This is a genomic window from Celeribacter ethanolicus, assembly GCF_002407265.1.
GTDB lineage: Bacteria > Pseudomonadota > Alphaproteobacteria > Rhodobacterales > Rhodobacteraceae > Celeribacter > Celeribacter ethanolicus.
This window is the reverse complement of sequence record NZ_CP022196.1, coordinates 1,646,522-1,670,862: the sequence shown is the minus strand read 5'-3', so window position 1 is coordinate 1,670,862 and position 24,341 is coordinate 1,646,522. Positions and strand designations below refer to the sequence as shown.

The 24,341-nt window shown below is 60.9% G+C and carries 29 protein-coding genes; 19 read left to right on the top strand and 10 right to left on the bottom strand.

The window, feature by feature from the left end:
• Positions 1 to 36: 36 nt before the first annotated feature.
• Complete coding sequence (locus CEW89_RS08190) at positions 37 to 792, bottom strand: SDR family NAD(P)-dependent oxidoreductase (protein ID WP_096805545.1); 756 nt, start codon at positions 790 to 792, stop codon at positions 37 to 39.
• A gap of 208 nt (positions 793 to 1,000) precedes the next feature.
• On the opposite strand from CEW89_RS08190, the gene CEW89_RS08185 reads away from it, so the two are divergent.
• The 4 genes from CEW89_RS08185 (at position 1,001) to CEW89_RS08170 (ending at position 4,400) form a co-directional block, all read left to right on the top strand.
• Positions 1,001 to 2,041 carry an aldo/keto reductase gene (locus CEW89_RS08185; RefSeq protein WP_066704446.1) on the top strand — a complete coding sequence of 347 codons (1,041 nt, stop codon included), beginning with the start codon at positions 1,001 to 1,003 and terminating at the stop codon, positions 2,039 to 2,041.
• Positions 2,042 to 2,076: 35 nt separating this feature from the next.
• On the top strand, positions 2,077 to 2,430 hold the full coding sequence (locus CEW89_RS08180; RefSeq protein WP_096805544.1) for a hypothetical protein: 354 nt from the start codon (positions 2,077 to 2,079) through the stop codon (positions 2,428 to 2,430).
• Complete coding sequence (locus tag CEW89_RS08175; protein ID WP_198403517.1) at positions 2,418 to 2,933, top strand: lipocalin family protein; 516 nt, start codon at positions 2,418 to 2,420, stop codon at positions 2,931 to 2,933. Before CEW89_RS08180 ends, CEW89_RS08175 begins: the two co-directional genes overlap by 13 nt.
• Positions 2,934 to 3,032: 99 nt before the next feature.
• Positions 3,033 to 4,400: an MATE family efflux transporter gene (locus CEW89_RS08170; RefSeq protein ID WP_096805542.1), complete on the top strand. Its 1,368-nt coding sequence runs from the start codon at positions 3,033 to 3,035 to the stop codon at positions 4,398 to 4,400.
• On the opposite strand, the gene CEW89_RS08165 is transcribed toward CEW89_RS08170, so the two are convergent.
• Together CEW89_RS08165 and CEW89_RS08160 are read right to left on the bottom strand one after the other, a co-directional pair.
• On the bottom strand, positions 4,397 to 4,801 hold the full coding sequence (locus CEW89_RS08165) for a hypothetical protein (protein WP_096805541.1): 405 nt from the start codon (positions 4,799 to 4,801) through the stop codon (positions 4,397 to 4,399). The two genes, CEW89_RS08170 and CEW89_RS08165, sit on opposite strands and share 4 nt — an antisense overlap.
• A complete protein-coding gene (locus CEW89_RS08160; protein ID WP_096807168.1) occupies positions 4,798 to 6,000 on the bottom strand; it encodes a pyridoxal phosphate-dependent aminotransferase in 1,203 nt (400 codons plus the stop codon). Before CEW89_RS08160 ends, CEW89_RS08165 begins: the two co-directional genes overlap by 4 nt.
• 134 nt (positions 6,001 to 6,134) lie before the next feature.
• Between CEW89_RS08160 and CEW89_RS08155 the strand changes: the two genes are divergently transcribed.
• Entirely contained in the window at positions 6,135 to 6,413 is a 279-nt protein-coding gene (locus CEW89_RS08155) for a succinate dehydrogenase assembly factor 2 (RefSeq protein WP_096805540.1), read from the top strand.
• A gap of 139 nt (positions 6,414 to 6,552) precedes the next feature.
• Positions 6,553 to 7,050, top strand: coding sequence for a MarR family winged helix-turn-helix transcriptional regulator (locus tag CEW89_RS08150; RefSeq protein ID WP_066704433.1), 498 nt, complete (start codon positions 6,553 to 6,555; stop codon positions 7,048 to 7,050).
• Here CEW89_RS08150 and CEW89_RS08145 read toward each other — a convergent pair.
• Complete coding sequence (locus CEW89_RS08145) at positions 7,044 to 7,808, bottom strand: DUF1194 domain-containing protein (RefSeq protein WP_157779784.1); 765 nt, start codon at positions 7,806 to 7,808, stop codon at positions 7,044 to 7,046. The genes CEW89_RS08150 and CEW89_RS08145 overlap by 7 nt on opposite strands.
• Positions 7,802 to 8,224, bottom strand: a complete 423-nt coding sequence (locus CEW89_RS08140) for a VOC family protein (RefSeq protein WP_066704429.1) — start codon at positions 8,222 to 8,224, stop codon at positions 7,802 to 7,804. Before CEW89_RS08140 ends, CEW89_RS08145 begins: the two co-directional genes overlap by 7 nt.
• A 144-nt stretch (positions 8,225 to 8,368) precedes the next feature.
• Between CEW89_RS08140 and CEW89_RS08135 the strand changes: the two genes are divergently transcribed.
• The 4 genes from CEW89_RS08135 to CEW89_RS08120 all read left to right on the top strand — a co-directional run bounded on the left by CEW89_RS08135 (position 8,369) and on the right by CEW89_RS08120 (position 10,515).
• Positions 8,369 to 9,163 (top strand): thymidylate synthase, encoded by a 795-nt coding sequence (locus tag CEW89_RS08135; RefSeq protein ID WP_096805538.1) that lies wholly within the window; start codon positions 8,369 to 8,371, stop codon positions 9,161 to 9,163.
• A 10-nt stretch (positions 9,164 to 9,173) separates the two neighbouring features.
• Positions 9,174 to 9,647 carry a dihydrofolate reductase gene (locus CEW89_RS08130; RefSeq protein WP_096805537.1) on the top strand — a complete coding sequence of 158 codons (474 nt, stop codon included), beginning with the start codon at positions 9,174 to 9,176 and terminating at the stop codon, positions 9,645 to 9,647.
• Positions 9,648 to 9,770: 123 nt separating this feature from the next.
• Positions 9,771 to 10,085 (top strand): hypothetical protein, encoded by a 315-nt coding sequence (locus CEW89_RS08125; protein ID WP_096805536.1) that lies wholly within the window; start codon positions 9,771 to 9,773, stop codon positions 10,083 to 10,085.
• A 91-nt stretch (positions 10,086 to 10,176) separates the two neighbouring features.
• A complete protein-coding gene (locus CEW89_RS08120) occupies positions 10,177 to 10,515 on the top strand; it encodes a hypothetical protein (protein ID WP_066704422.1) in 339 nt (112 codons plus the stop codon).
• Here CEW89_RS08120 and CEW89_RS08115 read toward each other — a convergent pair.
• A complete protein-coding gene (locus CEW89_RS08115) occupies positions 10,490 to 11,125 on the bottom strand; it encodes a GDSL-type esterase/lipase family protein (RefSeq protein ID WP_096807167.1) in 636 nt (211 codons plus the stop codon). The genes CEW89_RS08120 and CEW89_RS08115 overlap by 26 nt on opposite strands.
• Positions 11,126 to 11,201: 76 nt before the next feature.
• On the bottom strand, positions 11,202 to 11,408 hold the full coding sequence (locus CEW89_RS08110) for a cold-shock protein (protein WP_066704420.1): 207 nt from the start codon (positions 11,406 to 11,408) through the stop codon (positions 11,202 to 11,204).
• 245 nt (positions 11,409 to 11,653) lie between these two features.
• On the opposite strand from CEW89_RS08110, the gene CEW89_RS08105 reads away from it, so the two are divergent.
• Positions 11,654 to 11,965: an arsenate reductase family protein gene (locus CEW89_RS08105; protein ID WP_096805535.1), complete on the top strand. Its 312-nt coding sequence runs from the start codon at positions 11,654 to 11,656 to the stop codon at positions 11,963 to 11,965.
• Between the two features lie 52 nt (positions 11,966 to 12,017).
• A complete protein-coding gene (locus tag CEW89_RS08100) occupies positions 12,018 to 12,386 on the top strand; it encodes a hypothetical protein (RefSeq protein ID WP_066704416.1) in 369 nt (122 codons plus the stop codon).
• On the opposite strand, the gene CEW89_RS08095 is transcribed toward CEW89_RS08100, so the two are convergent.
• Together CEW89_RS08095 and thrS are read right to left on the bottom strand one after the other, a co-directional pair.
• Complete coding sequence (locus CEW89_RS08095) at positions 12,383 to 13,885, bottom strand: SLC13 family permease (RefSeq protein ID WP_096805534.1); 1,503 nt, start codon at positions 13,883 to 13,885, stop codon at positions 12,383 to 12,385. The genes CEW89_RS08100 and CEW89_RS08095 overlap by 4 nt on opposite strands.
• A gap of 116 nt (positions 13,886 to 14,001) precedes the next feature.
• Positions 14,002 to 15,960, bottom strand: coding sequence for a threonine--tRNA ligase (gene thrS, locus CEW89_RS08090; protein ID WP_096805533.1), 1,959 nt, complete (start codon positions 15,958 to 15,960; stop codon positions 14,002 to 14,004).
• Between the two features lie 190 nt (positions 15,961 to 16,150).
• Between thrS and CEW89_RS08085 the strand changes: the two genes are divergently transcribed.
• From CEW89_RS08085 to CEW89_RS08075, 3 genes are all read left to right on the top strand, one after another.
• On the top strand, positions 16,151 to 16,822 hold the full coding sequence (locus CEW89_RS08085; protein ID WP_096805532.1) for a DNA-3-methyladenine glycosylase I: 672 nt from the start codon (positions 16,151 to 16,153) through the stop codon (positions 16,820 to 16,822).
• 93 nt (positions 16,823 to 16,915) lie between these two features.
• On the top strand, positions 16,916 to 17,659 hold the full coding sequence (locus CEW89_RS08080; RefSeq protein WP_096805531.1) for an alpha/beta hydrolase: 744 nt from the start codon (positions 16,916 to 16,918) through the stop codon (positions 17,657 to 17,659).
• Positions 17,660 to 17,729: 70 nt separating this feature from the next.
• The gene (locus CEW89_RS08075; RefSeq protein ID WP_096805530.1) at positions 17,730 to 18,443 is read left to right on the top strand and encodes an alpha/beta fold hydrolase; all 714 of its coding nucleotides are present in this window, start codon (positions 17,730 to 17,732) and stop codon (positions 18,441 to 18,443) included.
• Between the two features lie 56 nt (positions 18,444 to 18,499).
• Here the strand turns inward: CEW89_RS08075 and phaZ are convergent, their stop codons facing one another.
• Complete coding sequence (phaZ, locus tag CEW89_RS08070) at positions 18,500 to 19,774, bottom strand: polyhydroxyalkanoate depolymerase (protein ID WP_096805529.1); 1,275 nt, start codon at positions 19,772 to 19,774, stop codon at positions 18,500 to 18,502.
• A 191-nt stretch (positions 19,775 to 19,965) separates the two neighbouring features.
• Here phaZ and phaC point away from each other — a divergent pair, with 191 nt between their 5' ends.
• The 4 genes from phaC to CEW89_RS08050 all read left to right on the top strand — a co-directional run bounded on the left by phaC (position 19,966) and on the right by CEW89_RS08050 (position 24,334).
• Positions 19,966 to 21,783 (top strand): class I poly(R)-hydroxyalkanoic acid synthase, encoded by a 1,818-nt coding sequence (gene phaC, locus CEW89_RS08065; protein WP_096805528.1) that lies wholly within the window; start codon positions 19,966 to 19,968, stop codon positions 21,781 to 21,783.
• 186 nt (positions 21,784 to 21,969) lie between these two features.
• Positions 21,970 to 22,413 carry a Phasin gene (locus tag CEW89_RS08060; RefSeq protein ID WP_066704405.1) on the top strand — a complete coding sequence of 148 codons (444 nt, stop codon included), beginning with the start codon at positions 21,970 to 21,972 and terminating at the stop codon, positions 22,411 to 22,413.
• Between the two features lie 335 nt (positions 22,414 to 22,748).
• Positions 22,749 to 23,288, top strand: a complete 540-nt coding sequence (gene phaR, locus CEW89_RS08055) for a polyhydroxyalkanoate synthesis repressor PhaR (protein ID WP_096805527.1) — start codon at positions 22,749 to 22,751, stop codon at positions 23,286 to 23,288.
• Positions 23,289 to 23,389: 101 nt separating this feature from the next.
• Positions 23,390 to 24,334 (top strand): LysR family transcriptional regulator, encoded by a 945-nt coding sequence (locus tag CEW89_RS08050; protein WP_066704401.1) that lies wholly within the window; start codon positions 23,390 to 23,392, stop codon positions 24,332 to 24,334.
• Positions 24,335 to 24,341 lie beyond the last annotated feature (7 nt).

Sequence of the window (24,341 nt, the reverse complement as noted above, 5' to 3'; positions counted from 1 at the left end):
GGGAAGCCGCGCGCCAGTGTCCAACAGGGAGTTGAATCAGAGGGCCGTGTAGCCCGAGTCCACGAGGTGATAGGAGCCGGTAATGAAGCTCGCCCGATCCGACAGGAGGAAGGCGACAAGCGCCGCAACCTCTTCGGGTTTGCCAAGCCGTTTCGCGGCATGGCGTGCGCGGAGATTTTCAAGCACCTCTTCGGGCAGGGAGCCGACCACGAGCGGGGTTTCGATATAGCCCGGTCCCACGGAATTGACCCGGATGTTGTCGGCGGCCATTTCGAGGGCTGCCGCTTTCGTCATCCCCACGACCCCGTGTTTCGCGGTCACATAGGCGGAAATGTTGAGATCCGCCACGGAGCCAAGGATCGAAGCCATGTTGACGATTGCACCGCCGCCGGTGATCTTCATCGCCTGCGCGCCGTAATGCATGCCGTAGAACACACCCATCAGGTTGATGTCGATCACCTGTTTCCACTTGATCGGGTCCACATCGGTGATCGGTGACAAGGGGCCGCCGATGCCTGCGTTGTTCACCAGAAGATCGAGCTTTCCTGTCTCACTGACGGCGAAATCCACCATGGCTTTGACGCTGTCGGGATCGGAAACATCCCCTGCGAAGGCCAGAGCCTTACCGCCGGTTTTCTCTATCTTGGCTACTTCGGTCTTGGCCGCATCGCCGTGCAGATCGGCAACGATGATCGTGGCTCCGCCGCGCGAAAGCTCTTCGGCAACCGCCGCGCCGATCCCGGATGCGGCCCCTGTGACAATCGCGGTTTTGCCGTCGAAACGAAGGTCCATGATCCATTCTCCAATAATATCGGTCTTGTCTTTTCAAAAGATCAGATAAGCTGTTCCGGCACTTTGACGAGGCGCAAATCTGCATCGCAGATATGCGCGAATGTGGAGTTTCGGAAAACGTCGCGAAAAACTTTGTGCCGACGGCTTGCTCTGCGGCGCAGCGAGGCTAGTGTGAGCCGCAACTCGCACTGACACAGGACAGCTCCCCATGAAAATGCGCAAAATTGGCCGCAGCGATCTTCTGGTTTCCGAAATTTGCCTCGGCTCCATGACCTGGGGCAGCCAGAACACCGAGGCCGAGGGCCACGCCCAGATTGATCGGGCCAAGGAAGTCGGTGTGAATTTTATCGACACCGCCGAAATGTACCCGGTGAACCCGGTGCGCAAGGAGACGGCGGGGGATACCGAAGAGATCATCGGCCAGTATCTTGCGGCACGCGGCGGGCGCGAGGACTGGGTGATCGCCTCGAAAATCGCGGGCTCCGGCAATATCAACGAAGAGGGCATTCTGGCCTCGAACTTGGAGGCGCGTCTCGACGCGAGCCTCAAGCGGCTGAAGACCGATTATGTTGATCTCTACCAATTCCATTGGCCGAACCGTGGCTCCTATCACTTCCGGCAGAACTGGCGGTTCGATCCGTCGAAACAGCCCTCTAAGGCCGAGATCGAAGACAATATGCGCGGCGTGCTCGAGGTCATGGCGAGCTTGCAGAAAAAAGGCAAAGTGCGCGAATTCGGCACCTCCAACGAAAGCGCATGGGGCATGTCGGAATGGTTGCGGCTGGCGACCGAAATGGGCGCGCCGCGGATGCAGTCGATCCAGAACGAATATTCACTGATGTGCCGCCTCTACGACCTCGATCTGGCGGAGCTGGCGGTGCATGAGGAGATCACGCTTCTGGCCTATTCGCCTCTGGGGGCGGGTCTTCTGACCGGCAAATACGAGGGCGGCACGGTGGTGCCGAAAGGCTCGCGCATGGATTTGAACGGCAATCTCGGCGGCCGTGTCGCCGAACGCACATGGCCCGCCGAGCGCGCCTATGTCGCGCTTGCGCAAAAACATGGACTCGACCCGACGACCATGGCCGTGGCCTGGACCCTGACGCGGCCTTTCGACACCATGCCGATCATCGGAGCGACCTCTGTCGAACAGCTTGAGAAATCTCTCGACGCGCGCGATATTGTGCTCGACGCGGAGCTGCTCAAGGAGATCGAGACCCTCCATAAGGCACATCCGCTGCCCTATTGAGCCGCTATTGAGGCCCTGTTGAGGATTGATCGAGTATGCGTGAATTCGTTTTGCCGGTGCTGGTCGCACTGGCGTTGACCGCCTGTCAGGCCGAGACACCGGAGCCGGATGCGGGCTATGGCCTCGCGGGTTACAATCCGAACGCGACAGACGCCGAGAAAGCGGCCTGCGCAGCGCAGGGCGGCGAATATCGCGCCGCCGGGCTCGGCGGGTTCATGACCTGTTTCACGACGCCGAAAGATGCGGGCAAGAGCTGTTCGAAATCCACCGATTGTTCGGGCAACATATGTCTGGCCCGCTCGCGCAGCTGTGCGCCGATCATGCCTTTGTTCGGCTGCAACGACATTCTGGATGCCGAAGGGCGGCAGGTGAGCCTGTGCGTGGATTGATCTCTCGGGGATGGGGTGCCGCACTTTCCCTTGCGGTTCTGAGCGGCTGCATGAACCCCGCGCCGAATGCCGGCGGGTTTCGCGATCCGCAGGCCAACATGTCTTCCATCGCTGCGCTCGATGCGCTGAAATTCTCCGGTCGCTGGTATGAGGTGGCGGCTTTCGTGCCGGAAGGCGCGTCCTGCGTCATCGGCGCGGTGACCTTCACCCGTCAGAAGAGCGGCGATCTCATGGTGACCGAGGGGCCCTGTGCCGATGGTCGCCCGCGTCAGGGGCTGGCACGGCAGGTCGGTCCGGGGCGCTATGCCTTTGCGGGCGATGAGTTCTGGGTGCTCTGGGTGGATGCGGAATACCACACGGCGGTGATCGGATACCCGTCCGGTCAGGCCCATGTGCTGTCGCGCGACATGGTCCTGCCGCCGGATCGCAAACTGGCGGTCGAGGGCATCCTCGAATGGAACGGCTACGACATCTCCCGCCTCCGTCCTGCGCGCCGGAAATGATCTGACGGCAAGCGGTTTCGCGCCCCTTCACGCGGTGTGATGGGGCTGGCCAAAATTTTTGACTAGGCGGTTCGGAAAAACCCGCCTATAGGCCCTTTCATGATCATGGAACGCACATATTTCGAGCACGCGAAAAAGATTCTCGCGCTGGGCCTGCCCTTGGCGGGCTCTCAATTGGCGCAATTCGCGGTGCATATGACCGATGTCATCATGATGGGGTGGTACGGGCTCGATGAGCTGGCCGCCCTCGTGCTGGCCTCGGGCTTCTGGTTCATCCTGTTCATTCTCTTCGCGGGATTTGCCTTTGCCGTCATGCCTTTGGTTGCCACGGCGGCGGGGCGAGGCGATAGTACGACCGTGCGCCGCGCCACCCGCATGGCGATCTGGCTCTCGCTGATCTCGGGCGTGGTGATCTATCCGATCTTCGGGTTTTCCGACGACATTCTCGTCATGCTCGGTCAGGAACCGCATATCGCCGCGCAGGCCCGGCCCTATCTCGCCGTCGCGGGGATCGAGATGTTCCCGGCGCTCATCGTTGCCGTCTTCCGCAGCTATTTCTCCGCGCTCGAACGCACCCGCGTCGTGCTGTTTGCGGTGGTCGGAGCGGTTCTGCTCAATGCGGGTCTCAATTACATCCTGATCTTCGGCAATTTCGGCGCACCGGAGCTGGGCGTTCTGGGCTCCGCCATTGCCTCGCTGATCGTCAGCATCTGCATGATGATCGTGCTGGCACTCTATGCCGCCAAGGCGACGCCGGAAAACGATCTGTTCCGCAATCCGTTCAACCCGGATTGGGCCATGTTCTCCACCGTGTTCAGGATGGGCGTGCCGATCGGCCTGACCTCGCTCGCCGAGGTGGGCCTGTTCAATGCCGCCGCCCTGATGATGGGCTGGATCGGCACCGAGACGCTCGCCGCGCACGGCATTGTTTTGCAGCTCACGGCCATCGTCTTCATGGCCCAGATCGGCCTGTCGCAGGCGGGAACGATCCGCGCGGGCAACGCCATGGGGCGCGGTGATGAGGCGGATCTGCGCAAGGGCGCGCGTGTCGTCGTCGTCATGTCGCTGGTGATGGCCGGTCTGGCGTCTCTGCTGTTCATCCTCGTGCCGGATTTCCTCATCGGGCTGTTCATCGCCCCCAACGAACCCGCCCGCGACCAGGTGCTCGCCATTGGTGGTACGCTCATCATCCTCGCGGCGGCGCAGCAGTTCTCCGACGGCGGTCAGGTCGTGGCCCTGTCCCTGCTTCGGGGCCTGCACGACACGGCGGTGCCGATGTGGCTCGCCAGTTTCAGCTATTGGGTGCTGGGCCTGCCCGCCGCCTATATCTTCGGCTTTGTTCTGAACTGGGGGGCGACGGGGGTCTGGATGGGCTTTGTCTTCGGTCTGACCGCCGCATGGGTGAGCATGAGCTATCGGTTCTGGAAATACAAATCCCACATCTCGCGGGGCGCGGGGGCGGCTTAATCCTTTTTCAGGATCCGGTCGGCCTTCTTGCGCACCAGAACCGTGCGCAGGTCATGCATCGCCAACAAAAGCGCATCGGTCACGTTCTCCAACTGCTCGTCTGTCGCCCGGGTCTGCACCCAATGGGCGGTCAGGTTGAGGTAGTCGATGGCGCGGTGGATGTCGTCAATGTCGCGTTGCGCCAAAAGCGCGACGCGTTCCGCCATCCACTCTTCGATCACGCGCAGATCCTCGGGCGTCAATTCACGCCCGCCATGCGGCTTGATCTCCCCGTTTTTCACGTTCACCGCCGCGATCTGTTCCATCTCGATCCGGCGCTGACGGTTTTCCGTGTCCACCCGGAACACAAAGGCGCCGTTTTCACGGACACGGAAGTAATATTCGGGGAGATCGACGCTCATTTCAGCCCTTTGCAGAAGGTCTGGATGCGGGCGCAGGCCTCTTTCAACGCTTCGTCCGAGGTCGCGTAGGAGACGCGGAAGTTGGGCGACAGGCCAAAGGCCGCGCCGAACACCACGGCGACACCGTTTTCTTCCAGAAGGGCGGAGGCGAATTCCTCGTCATTGGTGATTTTGGCGCCGCCCGCCGAGGTCTTGCCCAGACAGCCGGAGATGTCCGGGTAGACGTAGAACGCCCCCTCGGGAGTCGGGCAGGTGATGCCCTTTGCGGCGTTCAGCATCTCGACCACCATGTTGCGACGGCGCACGAAAGCTTCGTTGTTGGAGGCGATGAAATCCTGCGGCCCATTGAGGGCCTCGACTGCGGCATATTGCGAGATCGAACAGGGGTTCGAGGTCGATTGCGACTGCACCTTGCGCATCGCTGCAATGAGTTCCACCGGACCCGCCGCATAGCCGATCCGCCAGCCGGTCATCGCATAGGCCTTGGACACGCCGTTCACGGTCAACGTGCGCTCGTAGAGACCCGGCTCGATCTCGGCGGGGGTGCAGAATTCGAACCCGTCAAACGCGAGGTGCTCGTACATATCGTCCGACATCACCCAGACATGCGGGTGTTTCATCAGCACGTCCGTGAGCGCTTTCAGCTCTTCCTTGGAATAGCCCGCGCCCGTCGGGTTCGAGGGCGAGTTGAAGATGAACCATTTGGTCTTCGGCGTGATCGCGGCGTCGAGTTGGTCGGCCGTGATCTTGAACGCGTTCTCCAGCTTGCCCTCGATCGCGACCGGCGTGCCGCCCGCGAGCAAGACCATATCCGGGTAGGACACCCAGTAGGGCGCGGGGATGATCACCTCGTCGCCCGCGTTCAGCGTCGCCACCAGCGCGTTGTACAACACCTGTTTGCCGCCCCCCGACACAGAGACCTGCGCGGGCACATAATCGAGGTTGTTGTCGCGTTTGAACTTGGCGCAGATCGCTTCTTTCAGCTCCGGCAGCCCGTCCACGGCGGTGTATTTCGTTTTGCCTTCCTCAATGGCGCGGATGCCCGCCGCCTTGATGTTCGCGGGCGTGTCGAAATCCGGCTCACCGGCACCGAGGCCAATGACATCCTTGCCCGCCGCCTTCAGCTCGCGCGCCTTATTGGTCACGGCGATGGTCGGGGAGGGTTTCACACGGGAGAGCGTTTCAGAGAGGAAGGGCATGGTCATGAGTCCATTTGCGTTAGATCGCCGTAGTGATAGCGTCAAAACCGGCTCGCCGCCAAGACGTCCCCTTGCGATAAAGCCGCAATGCGTGCAAAAAGCCTGCGATCACCGGAGAGCGCGGGAAGAAAACCATGACCGAGACCATCGACATTCGCCGCAAACGTCTGAAAATCCGGGCCTGGCGGCGTGGGATCAAGGAAATGGACCTGTTGATCGGCGGCTATGCCGACGACCATCTTGCGACCATGACCGAGGCCGAACTCGATGAATTCGAACGGCTGATGGACGAGCACGATCAGGATCTTCTGTCCTATGCGACCGGCCTGAAACCCGTGCCCGAGGCGATCAGGCCGATGCTCGACAAACTCATCGCCTCCGCCGATCACGCCTCCTGGGGCATCAAGGGTTAAGGCCCGCTTACCGGAACCGGCGCCGACTTCACGCAATTTTTCCACCAATTTGCGACGATTCGAGAAATTTGCGCGATTTAACTATATTTTGGGAAATTCGCGGCAATCTGCCTCCGATGAGCCTTTGGCGGAGTGACAGATGAGCATGCATTCAACATTCGTAAAACCGGTCGAAACCCCCTTCATGTCGCAATATCTGGAGGCGCTTTCGCTCGTCGAAAGATTGCACCGGCTGTTGCTCGACGTGATCAAGGATGAATTCGAACGGGTCGGCATTCTCGAAATCAACGCCGTTCAGGCGCTTTTGCTGTTCAACATCGGCGAGAACGAAGTGACCGCCGGGGAGCTGAAATCGCGTGGCTATTATCAGGGCTCGAACGTGTCCTACAATCTCAAGAAACTGGTGGATATGGGCTATATGCACCATCAGCGCTGCGAAATCGACCGCCGCTCCGTCCGGGTCAAGCTCACCGACAAGGGCAACCATGTGCGTGTCACCGTCGCTGATCTCTTTGCCCGCCACGCCGAAGGGCTTCAGGGCAAGGGCGTGATTTCGTCGGAGGGTATCGAAGACATCAACAGCTCGCTGCGCCGGGTCGAACGCTATTGGGCCGATCAGATCCGCTATATCTACTGAGGGGGCGCACCTCTCCCCTGCCACTTCGCCAGAGGCGTCACCCCGTCAAGCCATCCGACCGACACCGTCTGCAACTCCTTGAGCAATTTTCGGGTCATCGCGTGCTCGTAATCCTCATAATTACGCGCCCGCTCGACAAAGGCCCCATGGCCCTTGAGTACGGCCCCCCGGAAATAGCTTTCCAGCATGTTGAGCTCCGCCTCGACCGATTCGGCACTGGCCTGATCTGATCCCGTCGAGACGATCAGCCCGTTGATCGTCACATCCGCCAGTCCCGGCTCAAACCGCACCCGCTCGGGTTTGTCGCCCGCGTTCGAGCGTCCGTCTGCGGAGAGATCGAGCGTCAGCCGCCAACAGTCCTGCCGCTCCCGCAACAAGACCCCGCCATGGCGCATCGCCTCGCCAAGCGCCGTGCCGATGCCATGCGGCCCCCGCTCTGTCGCCCGCAACGTGGCTTGTACCTCGGCCAGATCTTCGGCGCTCCGGATCGGCCGCCACGCCACAAGATCGCGCGGCGCATCGTCCGCCGCCCATTCGTAAACCGCGATCCAGACCGGCGCGCCTTCCATCGCCAAAAACGCCCGCTGAACCTCGGGTGCCGCGAGCGCACTTGCCAGCCCTTCGATCTGGAGATGCCATTCCACGGTATCCACAGACCCCGACACATCGAGCCCAAGCGCCAGCGCCTGACGACAGGTCTCCGCCTCTGCGGCTCCCGCGCCCAACAGCGCCAGTGCGATGAGGCTCGATTTTACCAATGCCCGGTGTTCCCCATTGAGGCCCATGGCTCGGCGGGGGCAAGGCTCTCGCCCTTTTGCAAAAGCTCGATCGACACATTGTCCGGCGAGCGCACGAAGGCCATATGCCCGTCGCGCGGTGGCCGGTTGATCACCACACCCGCGTCCATCAGTTTCTGGCAGAGCGCGTAAATATCTTCGACCTCATAGGCCAGATGGCCGAAATGTCGGCTGTCCGACGGAAGCCCTTCGTCGCCATCCCAGTTATACGTCAGTTCCACCGGGCATTCCGGTTGACCTTCGGGGGCCATGAAAATCAACGAAAACCGCCCGGCCTCGCTTTCATGGCGTTTGGTCTCCTTGAGCCCCAAAAGCTCGAAAAACGCCATGGATTTTTCCAAATCCTTCACCCGGACCATCGTGTGCAGATAGCGCATAGGACTTCCTCCTGTCTGTCTTTGTCCGGACTCTAGCCTCTCATTTGGCAAATTCCACGTTTTTGCGCGCTTGCCGCTTGGCGAACCCCCTTTGCATTTGTATGACTGGACTCCCGGAACCCACAACATCTTGGGGGATGCGACGTGCAGCAATACCACGACCAGCTCAAAACCATTCTGGCCCATGGGGTCGACACTACGGATCGCACCGGCACTGGCACGCGATCCTATTTCGGACTTCAGGCGCGCTACGATCTGGCCGATGGGTTTCCGATGGTCACCACGAAAAAGCTGCACCTGCGCTCGATTATCCATGAACTTCTGTGGTTTCTGTCGGGTGACACCAATATTCGCTACCTCAAGGAGAACGGGGTTTCGATCTGGGACGAATGGGCCGACGAGAACGGCGATCTCGGGCCGGTTTACGGCGCGCAATGGCGCAAATGGCCGGGGCATGAGCGCGGGCCGATTGACCAGATCGAGAACCTTCTGGCCGCGATCCGCAACAGCCCCGATTCCCGCCGTCTCATCGTCTCCGCCTGGAACCCGGCAGAGGTCGACAACATGGCGCTGCCGCCGTGCCACACGCTCTGGCAGGTGAAAATCCTCGGCGGCAAGATGCATCTCCAGCTTTACCAACGCTCCGCCGACATGTTCCTCGGCGTGCCGTTCAACATCGCCTCTTACGCGCTTTTGCTCGCCATGCTGGCGCAGGTCACGGGCTATGAGCCGGGCACATTCGTGCATTCCATCGGCGACGCGCATATCTATGCGAACCACATGGATCAGGTGGAGCTGCAACTCTCGCGGACGCCGAAAGCCCTGCCGAAACTCCGGCTCAACCCGGATGTGACAAACCTGTTCGATTTCAAATTCGACGACATCGAGATCCTCGACTATGACCCCGATCCGGCGATCAAGGCGCCGGTGGCGGTCTGAGGGCGCGCGCATGATCACACTCATCGCAGCCCGCGACCGCAATGGCGCCATTGGCAAGGACAACACCATCCCTTGGGAGGCCCCGGAGGACATGCGGTTCTTCATGCGCGAAACCATGGGGGGCGCGGTCATCATGGGGCGTCACACCTGGGACAGCCTGCCGTTCAAGCCTTTGAAAAATCGCCTCAATCTCGTTGTGTCCAGTCAAGGTGTCGATCATGAACATGTCTTCGCCACGGTTGAGGAGGCAATCGCCTTTGCCCGTGCCGAGGGCCGCGCCCGGATCTACGCCATGGGGGGCTTCGGGATTTACAAGGCCATGTTGCCACTGGCCGACCGGCTCGTGATCACCGAGGTGGACACGGAAGTCGAGGGGGCTGACACATGGCTCCCGGCCTTCGATCCGATGGACTGGCGCGAGGTCTCCCGCATGGTGCTGCGCGAAGCGGCACCGCGTTGTGACGTTGTGGAGTGGGTGAGGTAAATCTTCTTCTGCGGCGCGGATTGTTTTGGATGGGTGGACAATCTGCCGGGGGAGCGAAGCAAAACTTGCCGCCTATGCCGCAGAGGGCTAGGCTTTTGCCAAGTTCACCATGGAGTATGAGTGATGAAAAACGCCGTTTTCGCCGCCATCGCCACCCTTGCCGCCGCCCCGGCCTTGGCTCAGGGAACACAGCCCTACAGCTACACTGTGCCGACCGTCGCCTACACCGGGAACAGCGCCAATTACTGCCCTGCGGGGTTGCAGCCGGTGATGGGACTCGATGGCATAAGCTGCGGGCGTCCGACCATGGCGGGACCTGCCGCCGCCGCGCCGCGACCGATGCCCGCGAAACCCGCAGCTCCGGTCGAGGCCTCTGCCGTCACGCCCACGCCGCCCGCCGCCTATGAACCCGACACGATCATGATGGGTGGAAACTGACAGTCGCGAAGAGCCCAGTTTCTGCGCTTCCGTGCGGATTTTAGCGCGCTGAGTGTCATTTTCATGTTACATTCGATGCATGAGCATTCGAATGACAGGCCTTTTGACGGCAGTGACCGGTCTATGCGCCAGTTTCGGCGCCGGATTGGATGCGCAAAATCTGATCGGGGAGGTTCTGTGCGGCGCACAGGACGAGATTCACGCGAAACTCACCCGCCAGTTCGGTGTGGTGAAAACGGGTGCGGGGCTGCGCGGGCCGGAAGCGATCATGGAAATCTGGACCAACCCGACGACCGGCGACTGGACCTTGGTGCAAAGCTATGCCGAGGGACGTGCCTGTATTCTGGCCATGGGAGAGGCCTGGGAGATGAGCGGGTCTGAGACCGGTGAGACCGGGCCTGCTCCTAGTCTTCAATCTCCGAAAGGATGAACGCCGCAACCGCACGGCCGAGCACCTCATGGGCGGCGGCATCGAAATGCACCCCGTCGAGAGCGGAGACGGAAATCACCTCATTGGCGTCGAACACCGCCACATCGCGTGCCTCCGCCTCGGCGCGCATCGCGGCTTGTACCGCCTCTGCCTTCTCCGCCGCCCCCGCGTAAGTCTCGGCCAGACAGCCGGCGCCATGGGGACGCGGCGGCAGGATCAGGATCGGCTCGAACCCACCGTGCCGTGCCTGCATCTCTTCGGAAAGCGCCACATCGAGGTGGAAACCGCAGGCTGCGGCAATGTCCTCGGGATCGGCTTCGAAATGCGCCTTGAGATCGTTGGTGCCGAGCATGATGGTCATCGCATCAATCGGCCCGTGGCTCTCCAATGCGATGAACAGCCCCAGACGCCCGTCCATATGCGGCCCCATCTCCGGGTCGGGGAAGGCGAATGTCCGCCCCGGCAGGCCCTCTTCGACCAGATCCCAGCCCAGAGTCTCCGCCATCGCCACCGGCCAGCGCCGGGCAAGACGCGGCAGGTCGGAGGGACGGCTGCGCATCGGTTGCGTGCCATGGGTGTTGCTGTCGCCGAAGGTGAGGATCGAAGGCATTGCGGTCTCCATATGAAAAGCGGCCCCGGGCATATGCGCGGAGCCGCCGAATTTCAATCACATGTCCGATCTCGGATCAGAGCGCCTGAAGCTCGGTCGCCGAGGCGCGGCCGTCACGGCCTTCGCGCAGTTCGTAGCCGATTTTCATGTTGTCCGCGAGGCCGGTCATCCCGGCGCGCTCAACCGCGGAAATATGGACGAAAACGTCCTTGCCGCCATCATCGGGGGCAATGAAGCCGTAGCCTTTGGTGGTGTTGAACCATTTTACGGTGCCGGTGGGCATATCCCGTCTCTCCTTGTCGTTTCATCCGCCGCAACGTGCGACGGGCCGGTGCAGCCAGGTCTTCCAAGTCTTCCTGCTGCCCCATAGATAAAGGAGCGGTCGTTCGAAAGTCAGCAGTCACGCTTTCGAGTGTGAAGAAAGTGCGTATAAAGGCAAGCGACAAAATCGTAACAGTCGGGGCGGACAGGCGAATTTGCCTGAAAAGCCGCCAAAGCGCCACAAAATGGACCACTGAGGAGAGCGAAATGACGCTGATTTACGGGATCAAGACCTGCGATACCTGCCGAAAAGCGGTGAAAGCGCTGGGGGAGGAGCTCACGGACATCCGGGAAACGCCGTTGTCGCGGGCACAACTTGAGCGATTCCATGCGGCCTTTGGCGAGGCGCTGGTCAACACCCGTTCGACCACATGGCGTGGTCTGTCGGAGGCGGAACGCGCCCGCGACCCGCTCGATTTGCTGACGGATCATCCGACCCTGATGAAACGTCCGGTGATCGAGCGCGACGGCACGCTCTATCTCGGCTGGGGCAAGGATGTGCAGGCCGCACTTCTTTAATCCCGCCGCACGCGCGCCTATGTAGAGGCGACAGGCAAATCAGGAGCAACAGATGCGCAATGCGGCACTGGTCTTGGGCATTTTGGGCGGCGTGCTCGCCATGCTCGTCGGGTTCTTCAGCTACGGCTACACCGAAGCGATTGACCATTGGGGCGAGGTCGAGGGGCTGTTCGAACAGGTCCGAAACGTCGATCTGATCCGGGCGACGAGTTTCTTCGCGCCGATCCTTGCCATCGCCGGCGGTGCCATGGCCCGCGCCCGCGCTCTTTGGGGCGGGGGGCTGATGTTGCTGGCCGCAGCCCTGATGTACAATGGTTTCGGCTTCAACGTCTTTACCATGTTCCCGCTGGGCTTCTGCGTTCTGGGCGGTCTTCTGGCCTTGGCTGCGGGCAAGCCCGACGAGCCGAAAGCGCATTTCTAAATGCCGAAGACCAGCGGCGCCAGAATCTCCATCACCGCGAAAATCACCAACCCGGCGAGGATGTTGAGCCAGAACCCCGCCCGCACCATGTGTTTCAGCGTCAGCTTTTCATAGGAAAAGATGATCGCATTGGGCGGGGTCGCGACCGGCATCATGAAGGCCATGGATGCCCCCATCGCAACCGGCACGGTGAGCCAGAGCACGTCGATCTGAAGCCCCACGGCAACGGCGGCGAGGATCGGCAGGAAGGTGGCGGTCGAGGCGGTGTTGGAGGTGATCTCCGTCAGGTAGATGATCGCAAAGGACACCACGAGGATCAAAAGCCAGAGCGGCACATGTTCCAGCGCCCCGACCCGGTCGCCGATCCATTCCGCAAGCCCCGTGGCCTCGAACGCCCCGGCAAGCGCCAACCCGCCGCCAAAGAGCAACAGCACGCCCCAGGGCAGGGTGCGCGCGACGCTCCAGTCGACGAGAAACCCTTTGTCCCGGCTGATCGGCAGGGCGAAAAGTGCCAGTGCGGCGGCAATCGCGATGCCTGCATCGCCGATGGGCAGGCCGAGAAAGCCGCGACTGATCCAGAGAAAGGCCGCAACCCCGAAGACCAGCGCCACGAGTTTCTCCGCCCGGCTCATCGGCCCGAGCGCCTTGCGCTCATTGTCGATGACACCGCGCACGGAGGTCATCTCCAAGGTGCGGGAGGGGAAAATCACTCGTGTCAGAAGCACATAGGTCAGCGGCAGCATGATCAACACGACCGGAATGCCGATTTTCATCCAGCCGAAAAAGCCGATCTCGATGCCGTAGTTCTCCGACAGAAGGCTGGCGAGAAGCGCGTTCGGCGGTGTGCCGATCAGCGTGCCGACCCCGCCGATGGAGGCCGCATAGGCGATGGCGAGCATGAGCGAAATGCCGAATCGGTCGGCTTCTTTATGGTCGCGGGTTTGTGAGGCGATGAAGTCGATGACGGAGACCCCCACCGCATACATCATCACCGCCGTTGCCGTGTTGGAAATCCACATCGACAGAAAGGCGGTGGCCAACATGAAGCCCATCACGATGCGCGAGGGCGTGGTGCCGATGGCCGCGACGATGCCAAGCGCGATGCGCCGGTGCAGACCCCATTTCTGCATGGCGGCGGCAAGAATGAAGCCGCCGAGGAAGAGAAAGATCAGATGCGAGCCATAGCGTGCCGTGACATCGCCCACGGGCATGATGTTCATCAGCGGAAAGATCACGACGGGCAAAAGCGCCGTGGCTGGCAGCGGTAGCGCCTCGAACAGCCACCAGATCACCATCCAGAGCGTCACCGCAATGAGCTGCCATGCTTCGGGCGTCATGCCCGTGGGCGGCGGCAGAAGCAGCAAAAGCGCCATGGCCAGAGGCCCGGCGATCAGGGCCACGAGGCGCGTCGTGGAAATCCGGTTGTTCGTGCCGGTTTGCGGCAGGTGCGACGGCTCGGTCTGGGCCTTTAGTTCCGGTTTCTTGAGATGGCTGGTCATGGGCTCCTCCCAAAGCGCTCTCTATATATGTCTTGCAACCGGAGCGGGGGAGGGGATGCGACAAAAGAACCGCGCGCTCCGGGGGGAACGCGCGGCGGTTTCTCATCGGATCAGGCTCAGGCCAGATCGGGGGCCAGATCGGGCGCCTGTGCGTCTTTCGACAGTCCGGCGACGATCTCGTCCAGCGCCACGACGGCGGTTTCCTTCTGGCCCAGACGACGCACGGTGACGGTCTTCTCCTCGACCTCACGGGCGCCGACGGCCAGAATGACCGGCACTTTGCCAAGGCTGTGCTCGCGCACCTTGTAGTTGATCTTCTCGTTGCGAATGTCGGCCTCGGCGCGCACGCCTGCAGCTTTCAGTTGCGCGACCACCGCGTTCACGTAATCGTCGGCCTCCGACACAATGGAGGCGACCACGACCTGGCGCGGCGCAAGCCAGAACGGCAGGTGCCCCGCCGAGTTCTCGATCAGGATGCCGATGAAGCGCTCGAACGAGCCAAGCACGGCCCGGTGCAACATGATCGGACGATGTTTCGCGCCGTCCTGACCGATGTAATTCGCATCCAGTCGTTCCGGCAGGTTCGGGTCGACCTGAAGCGTGCCGCATTGCCATGCCCGCCCGATGGCGTCGGTCAGAACGAATTCAAGCTTCGGCCCGTAGAACGCGCCTTCGCCTTCCTGAATCTCGAAATCGTAGCCGGCGGCCTTGCAGGCATTGCCCAGCGATTCCTCGGCGTGATCCCAGCTTTCTTCCGACCCGATGCGCTTTTCGGGCCGGGTCGACAGCTTGATCTCCCAGTCGTCAAATCCGAGATCGGCATAGATTTTCGCAAGAAATTCAATGAATTTCTTGGTCTCCGCCTCAATGTCCTTTTCCTCGCAGAAGATATGCGCGTCGTCTTGGGTAAACCCGCGCACCCGCATGATCCCGTGCAGCGCGCCCGAGGGTTCGTAGCGGTTGCAGGACCCGAATTCCGCGATCCGCAAAGGCAGGTCGCGATAGGATTTCAGACCCTGGTTGAACACCTGAACGTGGCAGGGGCAGTTCATCGGTTTCAGCGCGTTGACGGTCTTCTCACGGGCATGATCCTCGTCCACTTCGACGATGAACATGTTTTCCTGATAGTTGTCCCAGTGGCCCGAAGCTTCCCAGAGCTTGCGGTTCACCACCTGCGGTGTGTTCACCTCGACATAACCGTCACGCTCCTGCTGACGACGCATGTAGTCTTGAAGCGTGGTGTAGATTTTCCAGCCGTTCGGGTGCCAGAATACCTGACCGGGGGCCTCTTCCTGCATGTGGAACAGGTCCATTTCGCGGCCCAGCTTGCGGTGATCGCGCTTGGCAGCCTCTTCCATCATGATTTCCCAGGCTTTCAGATCCTTGCGGTTCTTGAAGGCCACGCCGTAGATGCGCTGCAACATCGGACGCGAGCTGTCGCCCAGCCAATAGGCGCCCGCCACATGGGTCAGTTTGAACGCATCCGCCGGAACCTGCCCTGTGTGTTGCAAATGCGGGCCACGGCAGAGATCCTGCCAGTCGCCATGCCAATACATCCGAAGCGGCTCGCCTTCGGGAATGCGGTTCACCAGCTCGACTTTGAACGGCTCGTTGCGGGCGTTGTAATAGTCAATCGCCTCGTCGCGGCCCCAGATCTCCGTTTTGACCGGTTCGCGGGCGTTGATGATGTCCTTCATCTTCGCCTCGATTGCGCCGAGATCCTCGGGCGTGAACGGCTCTTCGCGGTCGAAGTCGTAGAACCAGCCATTGTCGCGCACCGGGCCGATGGTCACTTTGACATCGGGCCAAAGCTCCTGCACCGCCCGCGCCATGATATGCGCAAGGTCGTGACGGATCAGTTCGAGCGCGGGGGCGTCGTCTTGCATGGTGTTGATGGCGATGCTTGCGTCCACGTTGATCGGCCACTGGAGGTCCCAGTGCTGACCGTTGACGGACGCGGAGATCGCTTTCTTCGCAAGGCTGTTCGAGATGCTTGCGGCCACATCGGCAGGGGTCACGCCAGCCTCGAAGCTGCGCGAATTGCCATCGGGGAATGTGAGAGAAATCGGTGCCATGTCGGCTCTCCTCGTCGGTTTGGCGCCTACCAAGCGCCCGGTTGCGGGTATATATGTGTCGCGCTTTTCGCGCGCAGATCTGCCTATGTCAATTGCAAACAGGCATTTAACATCCAATTGTTACACGAGTTTTCTTGATTGTAGCCATTCTGGACAGCAATCTTTCTCTGTCCGACATCAGGAGATTCACATGCATACTTATGACGAAATTCTTGCTATCGCCGCCGAACGCAAAGGCGGGGCGGAAGAGGTTCTTCGCGACGTTTATATCCCGAAACTTCCGCATGAAATGGCCGAGACCCCCGATGCGGTCTGGCTGGCAGAGATGGCGAAACATATTTTTCAGGCCGGCATGTCGTGGAAAGTGGTCGAGGGCAAATGGCCCGGCATCGAGGAAGCGTTCCACGGCTTCGATGTCGATTATGTCGCGGGGCTTTCCGAAGACGAGATCGCGGCGCTGACGAAAGACTCGCGTCTGATCAAATCCGCGCCGAAAATCAAGGCTGTGGTCGACAACGCCAAATTCATCGCCAAGGTCAGCGCCGAGAATGGCGGCTTTGGCAACAAGATCGCCTATTGGCCCGCCGAAACCTATTTCGACCTTCTGGACTGGCTGAAAAAAGAGGGCGCACGGCTGGGCGGCAACACCGGTGCCATGGCGATGCGCTGGTGTGGGCGCGACGGGTTTGTCCTGTCCGACAGCGTCGTGGCCCGGCTGATCGCCGAGGGGGTGATCGACAAGGCGCCGACCTCGAAAGCTGCGAAAAAGGCCGTGCAGGAGGCGTTCAACACCTGGCGCGAACAGTCCGGCCAGACACTCAACACCATCTCGCGGGTGCTGGCCCAGAGCATCGACGCCTGAACTGAGCAGATGTGACCCTACGCCGTCTTGGCATTGTCGCGCCCGGCCCTATGCTGGGCGCGAAGCAACAGGGAGTGAGCAGGGGAGTACGCCATGACCGATTTTCTCGACACGCCTTCGGGGCGCAAGGTCGCCTATCACCGTTTGCCGGGTGTCGGGCCGGGCATCGTGTTCCTCGGTGGCTTCATGTCGGACATGGAAGGCACCAAGGCCATCGCATTGGAGGCCTGGGCCCGCATTCAGGGCCGCCCCTTCCTGCGCTTCGACTATTCCGGCCACGGCCAAAGTTCGGAAAACTTCGAAGACGGCTGCATTGGCGACTGGGCCGCAGATGCGCAGGCGGCGATCGAGGCCCTCACGGACGGCCCTCAGATCCTCGTCGGTTCTTCGATGGGCGGCTGGATCTCGCTTCTGATGTGCAAACGCATCCCCGACCGTGTCGCCGGTCTCGTCACCATCGCCGCCGCGCCGGATTTCACCGAGGACGGTTTTTGGGCCGGATTCGACGCGATACAGCGCGCCACGCTCAACCGTGACGGCGTCGTCATGATGCCTTCGGGGTATGACAGCGATTACCCGATCACCAAACGTCTGATCGAGGACGGGCGGGATCACCTTGTGCTGCGTGACCCGCTGGCCTTGCCCTTCCCGGTACGGTTTTTGCAAGGCACGGCGGACACCTCTGTGTCGATGGAAACCGCCATGCGACTTCTCGATCACGTGACCGGAGAGGACATCCGCCTGAGTGTTGTGAAGGGCGCCGATCATTCCTTCTCGACCCCGGATTGTCTCGCGACCATCGAGGCCGCGATTTCCGAGGTCATGGCTCGGATGTGAGCGGATGGCTTGACCTTCGCGGCAGGTCGCGCCATTTGAAAAGGGACCAGAGTTCTCAGGACCAGCCCTCATGACCGAAAGCCTCGTGCTTTTGCCCGGTTTTCTTGCCGATGGACGTGTGTTCACCGATCAGATCGTCGATCTGAGCCGGGATCATGCGGTGATGGTTGCACCCTTGCAGGGCGAAAGCCTCACCGAGATGGCCGATGCGGTTCTGGCCGTCGCTCCGCCGAAATTTGCGGTCGCGGGCCATGATCTCGGGGCCTCCGTCGCCACCGAAATCCTGCGCCGCGCGCCGGGCCGCGTCACCCGCATTGCGCTGATCTCCGGCTCCGCGCAGGCCGAGCCGCCCAATGCCGCCGCCGCCCGTGAGCCGCGCATGGTCAAAGCCCGCACCGGGCGTTTCGGCGAGGTTCTGCTCGAAGAACTGCCCTCGACCGCGCTTTACGAAGGGCCGCATCGCAACGCCATCCGAGATCATTGGCTCGATATGGCGATGGAGGCGGGGCTCGACGCCTATCTCACCCAGTCGCGCATCCTGCAACGCCGCCCGGATCATCAGAACGTGTTGCGCCGCGCCCGCATCCCGGCCCTGGTCATGGGCGGGGCCGCCGATACGATCTGCCCGCCGCGCCGTCAGGATTTCATCGCCCAACTCATGCCCCGTGCCGAGTTTGCCCTCATCGAGAAAGCTGGTCACCTGCCCATGCTCGAAGCGCCGCAAACCGTGTCCCGCGCGCTCAAGACCTGGCTCGAGGCCGAAGCCCCCTTCGTTCTGCGCTGATCTCCTTTGCTGGAGAAATACTCAAAAGAAACGGCGCCCTGTGGCGCCGTCTTTCGTTACCCTGCCTTGGCTTCGGTATCTTTCCCGGCCACCACCCGCGGTCCGGAATTGGCGTCGATGAAATCGAGCACCAGAGGCCGGATGTTGGTGCGCCAGCTCTTGCCCGCGAAAATCCCGTAATGCCCGGCGCCGGGTTCGAGGTGATTGGCCTTCTTGCTGTCCGGCAGGCCGGTACAGAGATCGAGCGCGGCGACACATTGGCCCGGCGCGGAAATGTCGTCTTTTTCGCCTTCGACGGTTTTCACCGCCACATCGGTGATCTTGCCAATATCGACCTTTTTGCCCGCCACGGTGAACTCGTTCCTGGCAATCTCAAGCCCCTTGAAAATGCGCTCGACGGTCGAAAGGTAGAACTCCGCCGTCATGTCCATCACGGCGAGATATTCGTCGTAGAACTTGTTGTGCCGGTCATGCTCGCCCGCCTCACCCTTGGCGACGCGCTGAATCTGATCGGCGAAGGCCTTGGAATGGTTGTCCATGTTCATCGCGATGAAACTCGAGAGCTGCAACAGCCCCGGATAGACCTTGCGCCCGACGCCCTTGTACTTGTAGCCGACGCGCTGGATCATCGCCTGCTCGAGCTGGCCCATGGTGACGCGGTTGCCGAAATCCGTGACTTCGGTCGGGGTCGCGTCCGGGTCGATCGGCCCGCCAATGAGCGTGAGCGAGCGTGGCTGCGCCTTCGGGTCTTCCTCGGCGAGATAGGCGGTGGCCGCGAGCGTCAGCGGCGCGGGCTGGCACACGGCGATTACATGGGTGTTCGGTCCAAGATGTTTCATGAAGTCGACGAGGTAGAGCGTGTAATCCTCGATGTCGAACTTGCCTTCGGATACCGGGATGTCGCGGGCGTTGTGCCAGTCGGTGATATAGACCTCGCAATCCGGCAAAAGCGAAATGACGGTGGAGCGCAGAAGCGTCGCATAATGCCCCGACATCGGCGCAACCAGAAGCACCCGACGCTTCATCTCGGCGCGGCCCTGCACCTTGAAATGAATGAGATCGCCGAAGGGGCGCGGCACCTCGACCTTGACCTCGACAAGGTGATCGCGGCCGTCTTCGCCGACGACCGAGCCGATGCCCCAGTCCGGTTTCGCCACCATGCGCGAAAACGCCCGCTCCGTCACCTCGCCCCAGGCGCGCAGCCATTGGAAGGCGGGGTTCGGCATCATGGCCACCGCCGGGTAGGAGCCAAGCGCCAGCGCCGAGGCGCCGAGCCACTGGTTCGTGTTGCGGATCGTTTCCATCATGTCGTAGGTGGCCATGTAGCGCATGTGCATCTCCTTTGGACGTCCAGGGCTGCGTCTGATCCGACCGGGCCTTTCGGGTCGGTCCTCTCGGCTTATGCGGGAAGCTGGGCCATCTCGATCGGCCTTCCCACGGGCGCACTCTGACGTTATCGTTATGAATATATTCTTACAGCAAACCGCAGTGCTGCAAGTGCAAAATATTGGGAGGATGCGTGATGACAGGGGACGGAGCTGTTAAAACGCCTGAGAACACAGTTGAAAAGACGTTGGATCTGGACAAACTCAACGCCAATATCCTGAAGATTGAGGAATTGTCGTCCCGGCTGGCTGCTGCGCTTGCACAAAAGAAACCGATTCCCCCCGCCCTGCAGGGGCCGGGGCAGGAGCTTTTCGTCAAGGCCGCGAGTGCCTACATGGCCGAGATGATGAACAACCCGGCCCGGGTCATCGAGCATCAGGTGGGCTATTGGGGCAAGACCCTCAAGCATTACATCGAGGCACAGAACCGTCTTGCGCAGGGCAATCTGACCCCGCCGCCCGACGAGACGCCGAAGGACCGCCGCTTCGCCAACCCGCTCTGGGAAACGAACCCGTTCTTCAACTTCCTTAAACAGCAATATCTGATGAATTCGGACGCCCTGCATGAGGCGGTGAGTGATCTCGAACTTCTCGACGGGCACGACCGCAAGCGGGTGGATTATTTCACCAAGCAGCTCATCAACATGATGGCACCGACGAATTTCCTCGCCACCAACCCGGATGCGCTTCAGCATGCGGTGGAGACCGAGGGCGAAAGCCTCGTGAAAGGGCTCGAGAATCTGGTGCGCGATCTGGAGGATCACCACGGCGAGCTGGTCGTCAATCTCGCCAACAAGGAGGCCTTCAAACTGGGCGAGAACATCGCCACGACGGAGGGCTCCGTGGTGTTCCGTAACCGGATGTTCGAACTGATCCAATATGCGCCGACGACCGAAACGGTGCACAAGATTCCGCTTCTGCTCTTCCCGCCCTGGATCAACAAATTCTACATTCTCGACCTGCGCGAACAGAATTCGCTGATCAAGTGGATCGTCGATCAGGGCTATACCGTCTTCGTCGTCTCCTGGGTCAACCCGAATGAGGGCTATGCCGAGGTCGGCATGGACCAATATGTCGAGGAAGGCTTCCTCACCGCCATCGCACAGGTCAAGGAGATCACCTCCGAGCCGAAGATCAACGTCATCGGCTATTGCATCGCGGGCACGACCCTGTCGCTGACACTGGCGCTGATGAAGCAACGCAAGGACAGCTCGGTCAAATCCGCCACCTTCTTCACCACGCTGACCGATTTCTCCGATCAGGGCGAATTCGGGGTCTTCCTCGATGACGATTTCGTCGATGCGATCGAGGCGGAGGCGAAGCGGACCGGTCTCATGAAATCGCTCTACATGAACCGCACCTTCTCCTATCTGCGCTCGAACGACCTGATCTATCAGCCCGCGATCCGCAGCTACATGATGGGGGAGGCGCCGCCCGCCTTCGATCTTCTGTACTGGAACGGCGATGCCACGAACCTTCCCGGAAAGATGGCGGTAGAATACCTGCGCGGTCTGACCCAGCGCGACGAATTCGCCACCGTGGGCTATAAGGTCTGCGGCACCACCGTGCATCTCTCCGAGGTCAATGTGCCGCTCTGTGCCATCGGCTGCGAGACAGATCACATCGCGGCGTGGAAAAGCTCTTATAACGGCATCCGTCAGATGGGCTCGAAGAACAAGACCTTCCTCCTTTCCGAAAGCGGTCATATCGCCGGGATCGTCAACCCGCCCTCGAAAGGCAAATACGGCCATTACACCAACCCGGACATGACCCTGTCGCCGGAGGACTGGCAGGCCGGGGCGGAGTTTCACAAGGGGTCGTGGTGGCCGACCTGGGAGGCCTGGCTCAAACCGAAGTCGGGCAAGATGGTGCCTGCGCGGGTTCCGGGCGATTCGGGACGGGAGATTCTCGCTCCGGCCCCCGGCACCTATGTGAAGATGACGGCGACTCCCTGAGATAACCGTCTGAGACTGCGTCGTTTTGGGTATATTTCTGCACTGCAGCATAAATCTCTTGATTTTCTGCGGTGCAGCATGCATATTCTATGGCAAGCGCAGCAAAGGCATGATGCCAAAGCGCGCATCACCAGCGAAAACCCGGAACGGGCCGCTTTCGCACCCAAAGCCAGAAGGATATGTGACATGGCCAAGACCGACGATTTCACCAAGATGATGAAAGACATGATGGGCAACTTCCCGCTCGACATGTCCGCGATGCAGGAAAGCTTCAAAACCCAGGCGTCTTTCGCCGAAAAACTCTCGAAAGTGGCCATCGAAGCCGCCGAGAAATCCACCGAGCTGTCGTCCAAATGGACCAAGGACACCCTGGCGAAAGTTTCCGACATGACCGCCGTCAAGGAAGAACCCGCCGATTACACCAAGGCGCTGACCGAGTTCGCCTCCGTTCAGGCCGAAATGGCCGCCGAGAACATGGCCGCCTTTGCCGAAGTCGCGAAAAAAGTCCAGATGGAAACCATCGAGCTGGTTCTGGCTGCCGGCAAGGACATGGGCGAAGACATGACTGCCGCCGCGAAAAAAGCGACGGACGAGATGACCAAAGCCGCGAAAAAAGCGACTGCGAAGTAAGGCATCCCTTACCTCTCCGCGTTTCTCCTCCTCCCTGGAAACGTGGATCATGAACGGGCCCCCATCTGCGGGGCCCGTTTTCGCATCTGCAAAAGCGGTTCTTCTGGTTGCGGTAACAAAAACATCCTGATTTCTTTTGCTTTTGAAAAATCGCTCGCATAGGCTTGCTGCATTGCCAATACGGCGTCCGTCCCGGATGGGAAGACGCCCTGTTTGTGAACCGCTGACGACGTTTTCCGGGAATTCCGGACATTCGATAAAAACTCCGACGGGACATTCCGGCGAGAAAAACCGGCGGCGTGTTCGCAGGAAACGCCTTAGGGAGGGGAGCCCAAATGGCCGACAAGAAAGATCCTTTGCTGATCAAACGCTATGCTTCGAGACGTCTCTACAACACGGAGACCTCCGATTACGTCACACTCGAAGACATCGCGGGGTTCATCCGCGAGGGCCGCGACGTGCAAATCGTGGACCTGAAATCCGGTGACGATCTCACGCGCCAGTACCTGTTGCAGATCATCGCCGAACACGAAAGCCGTGGGGAAAGTGTGCTGCCTCTGGGCGTGCTGACCGATCTCGTGCGCAGCTACACCACCGACATCCAATCCGTCGTGCCGCAGTTTCTGGCGCAGAGCTTCGACATGCTGCGTCAGGGCCAGGAGCAGATGATGCAGAATTTCGGCACGCAAATGCCGCAAATTCCCGGTTTCGAAGCGCTTCAGGCCCAGCAGGAGGCCTTCCTGAAGGCGATGACCGGCGGCATGGGCAAGAACTGGTCCACACCGAAACAGGACACGCCTGAAGGGGGCGAAGATCTCGGCGAGATCAAGAAGCAGTTCGCTGAGCTTCAGGAAAAGCTGTCCAAGCTGTCGTGATCGCGCCACATGACCCCGGACAAACCCCGCAACCTGCGGGGTTTTCTTTTTTCTGTGAGCTTTTTTGAGTATTTGGATCAGCAAAGGAAACGGGGGGCATCATGAGCGACAAGGTCGGACGTTTGACGCTTTGGGGTGTCGAGGTGTTTCTCGCCGTCTCCGAGGAGGGCTCCGTGTCCGCGGCTGCCAAGCGTCTCGGTGCCTCACCCTCTGCCGTGTCGCAACAGATCTCCAATCTGGAGACCGCGCTGGGCACCGAGCTGATCAACCGTCGTGAACGGCCGATGTCACTGACGCCTGCGGGCCGGGTTCTGCGGCGCCGGGCGCAGAGCATCCTGCTCGAAGCGGCCCGTGCGCGTTCCGAGATCGCCGGGCTGGATCTGAGCCATCTCGCGCAATTGCGTCTCGGCATGGTGGAGGATTTCGAATCCTCCGTGACCCCCTTGCTGATCACCCAGATGGCGGATCGTCTCACCGAAACCCGCTTCGAGCTTGAGACCGGTCCGTCGCACCGGTTGCTCGACCGGCTGGAAAACCGTGCGCTCGATGTGATCGTCGCCGCCGAACTCAGTGACGGTGGGGACTGGTCGGAGAGCCATCCCTTGTTGCAGGATCCGTTCGTGGCCGTGGTGCCGAAAGGGCGCCATGCGGCGGTGAAGGAGCTGCCGCTGATCCAGTACACCCGCCGCCATGCCATGGGACGGATGCTCGCCGAACATCTGGCAGTGCAGGGCATGACGCTCACACATCGCTTCGAGCTCGACAGTTACCGCGCGATGATCGCCATGGTGGCGGGCGGCACGGGCTGGACCATCCTGTCTTCGCTGGGGGTGCTCAACGCCGGACGCTATGCCGACCAGATCGAGGCCATTCCCCTTCCGGTCGCGCCCTTGTCGCGGCAAATCTCGCTGACCGTGCGCCACGACGGCATGTCGGAAATGGCGCGTGAAGTGGCCGATCAACTCGTTCCGCTGTTGCAGGCGCAGGTGGTCGATCCAATGGTTGCGACCTATCCGTGGCTCGGCGGCTATCTCAAGATTCTGTAATGCAAAA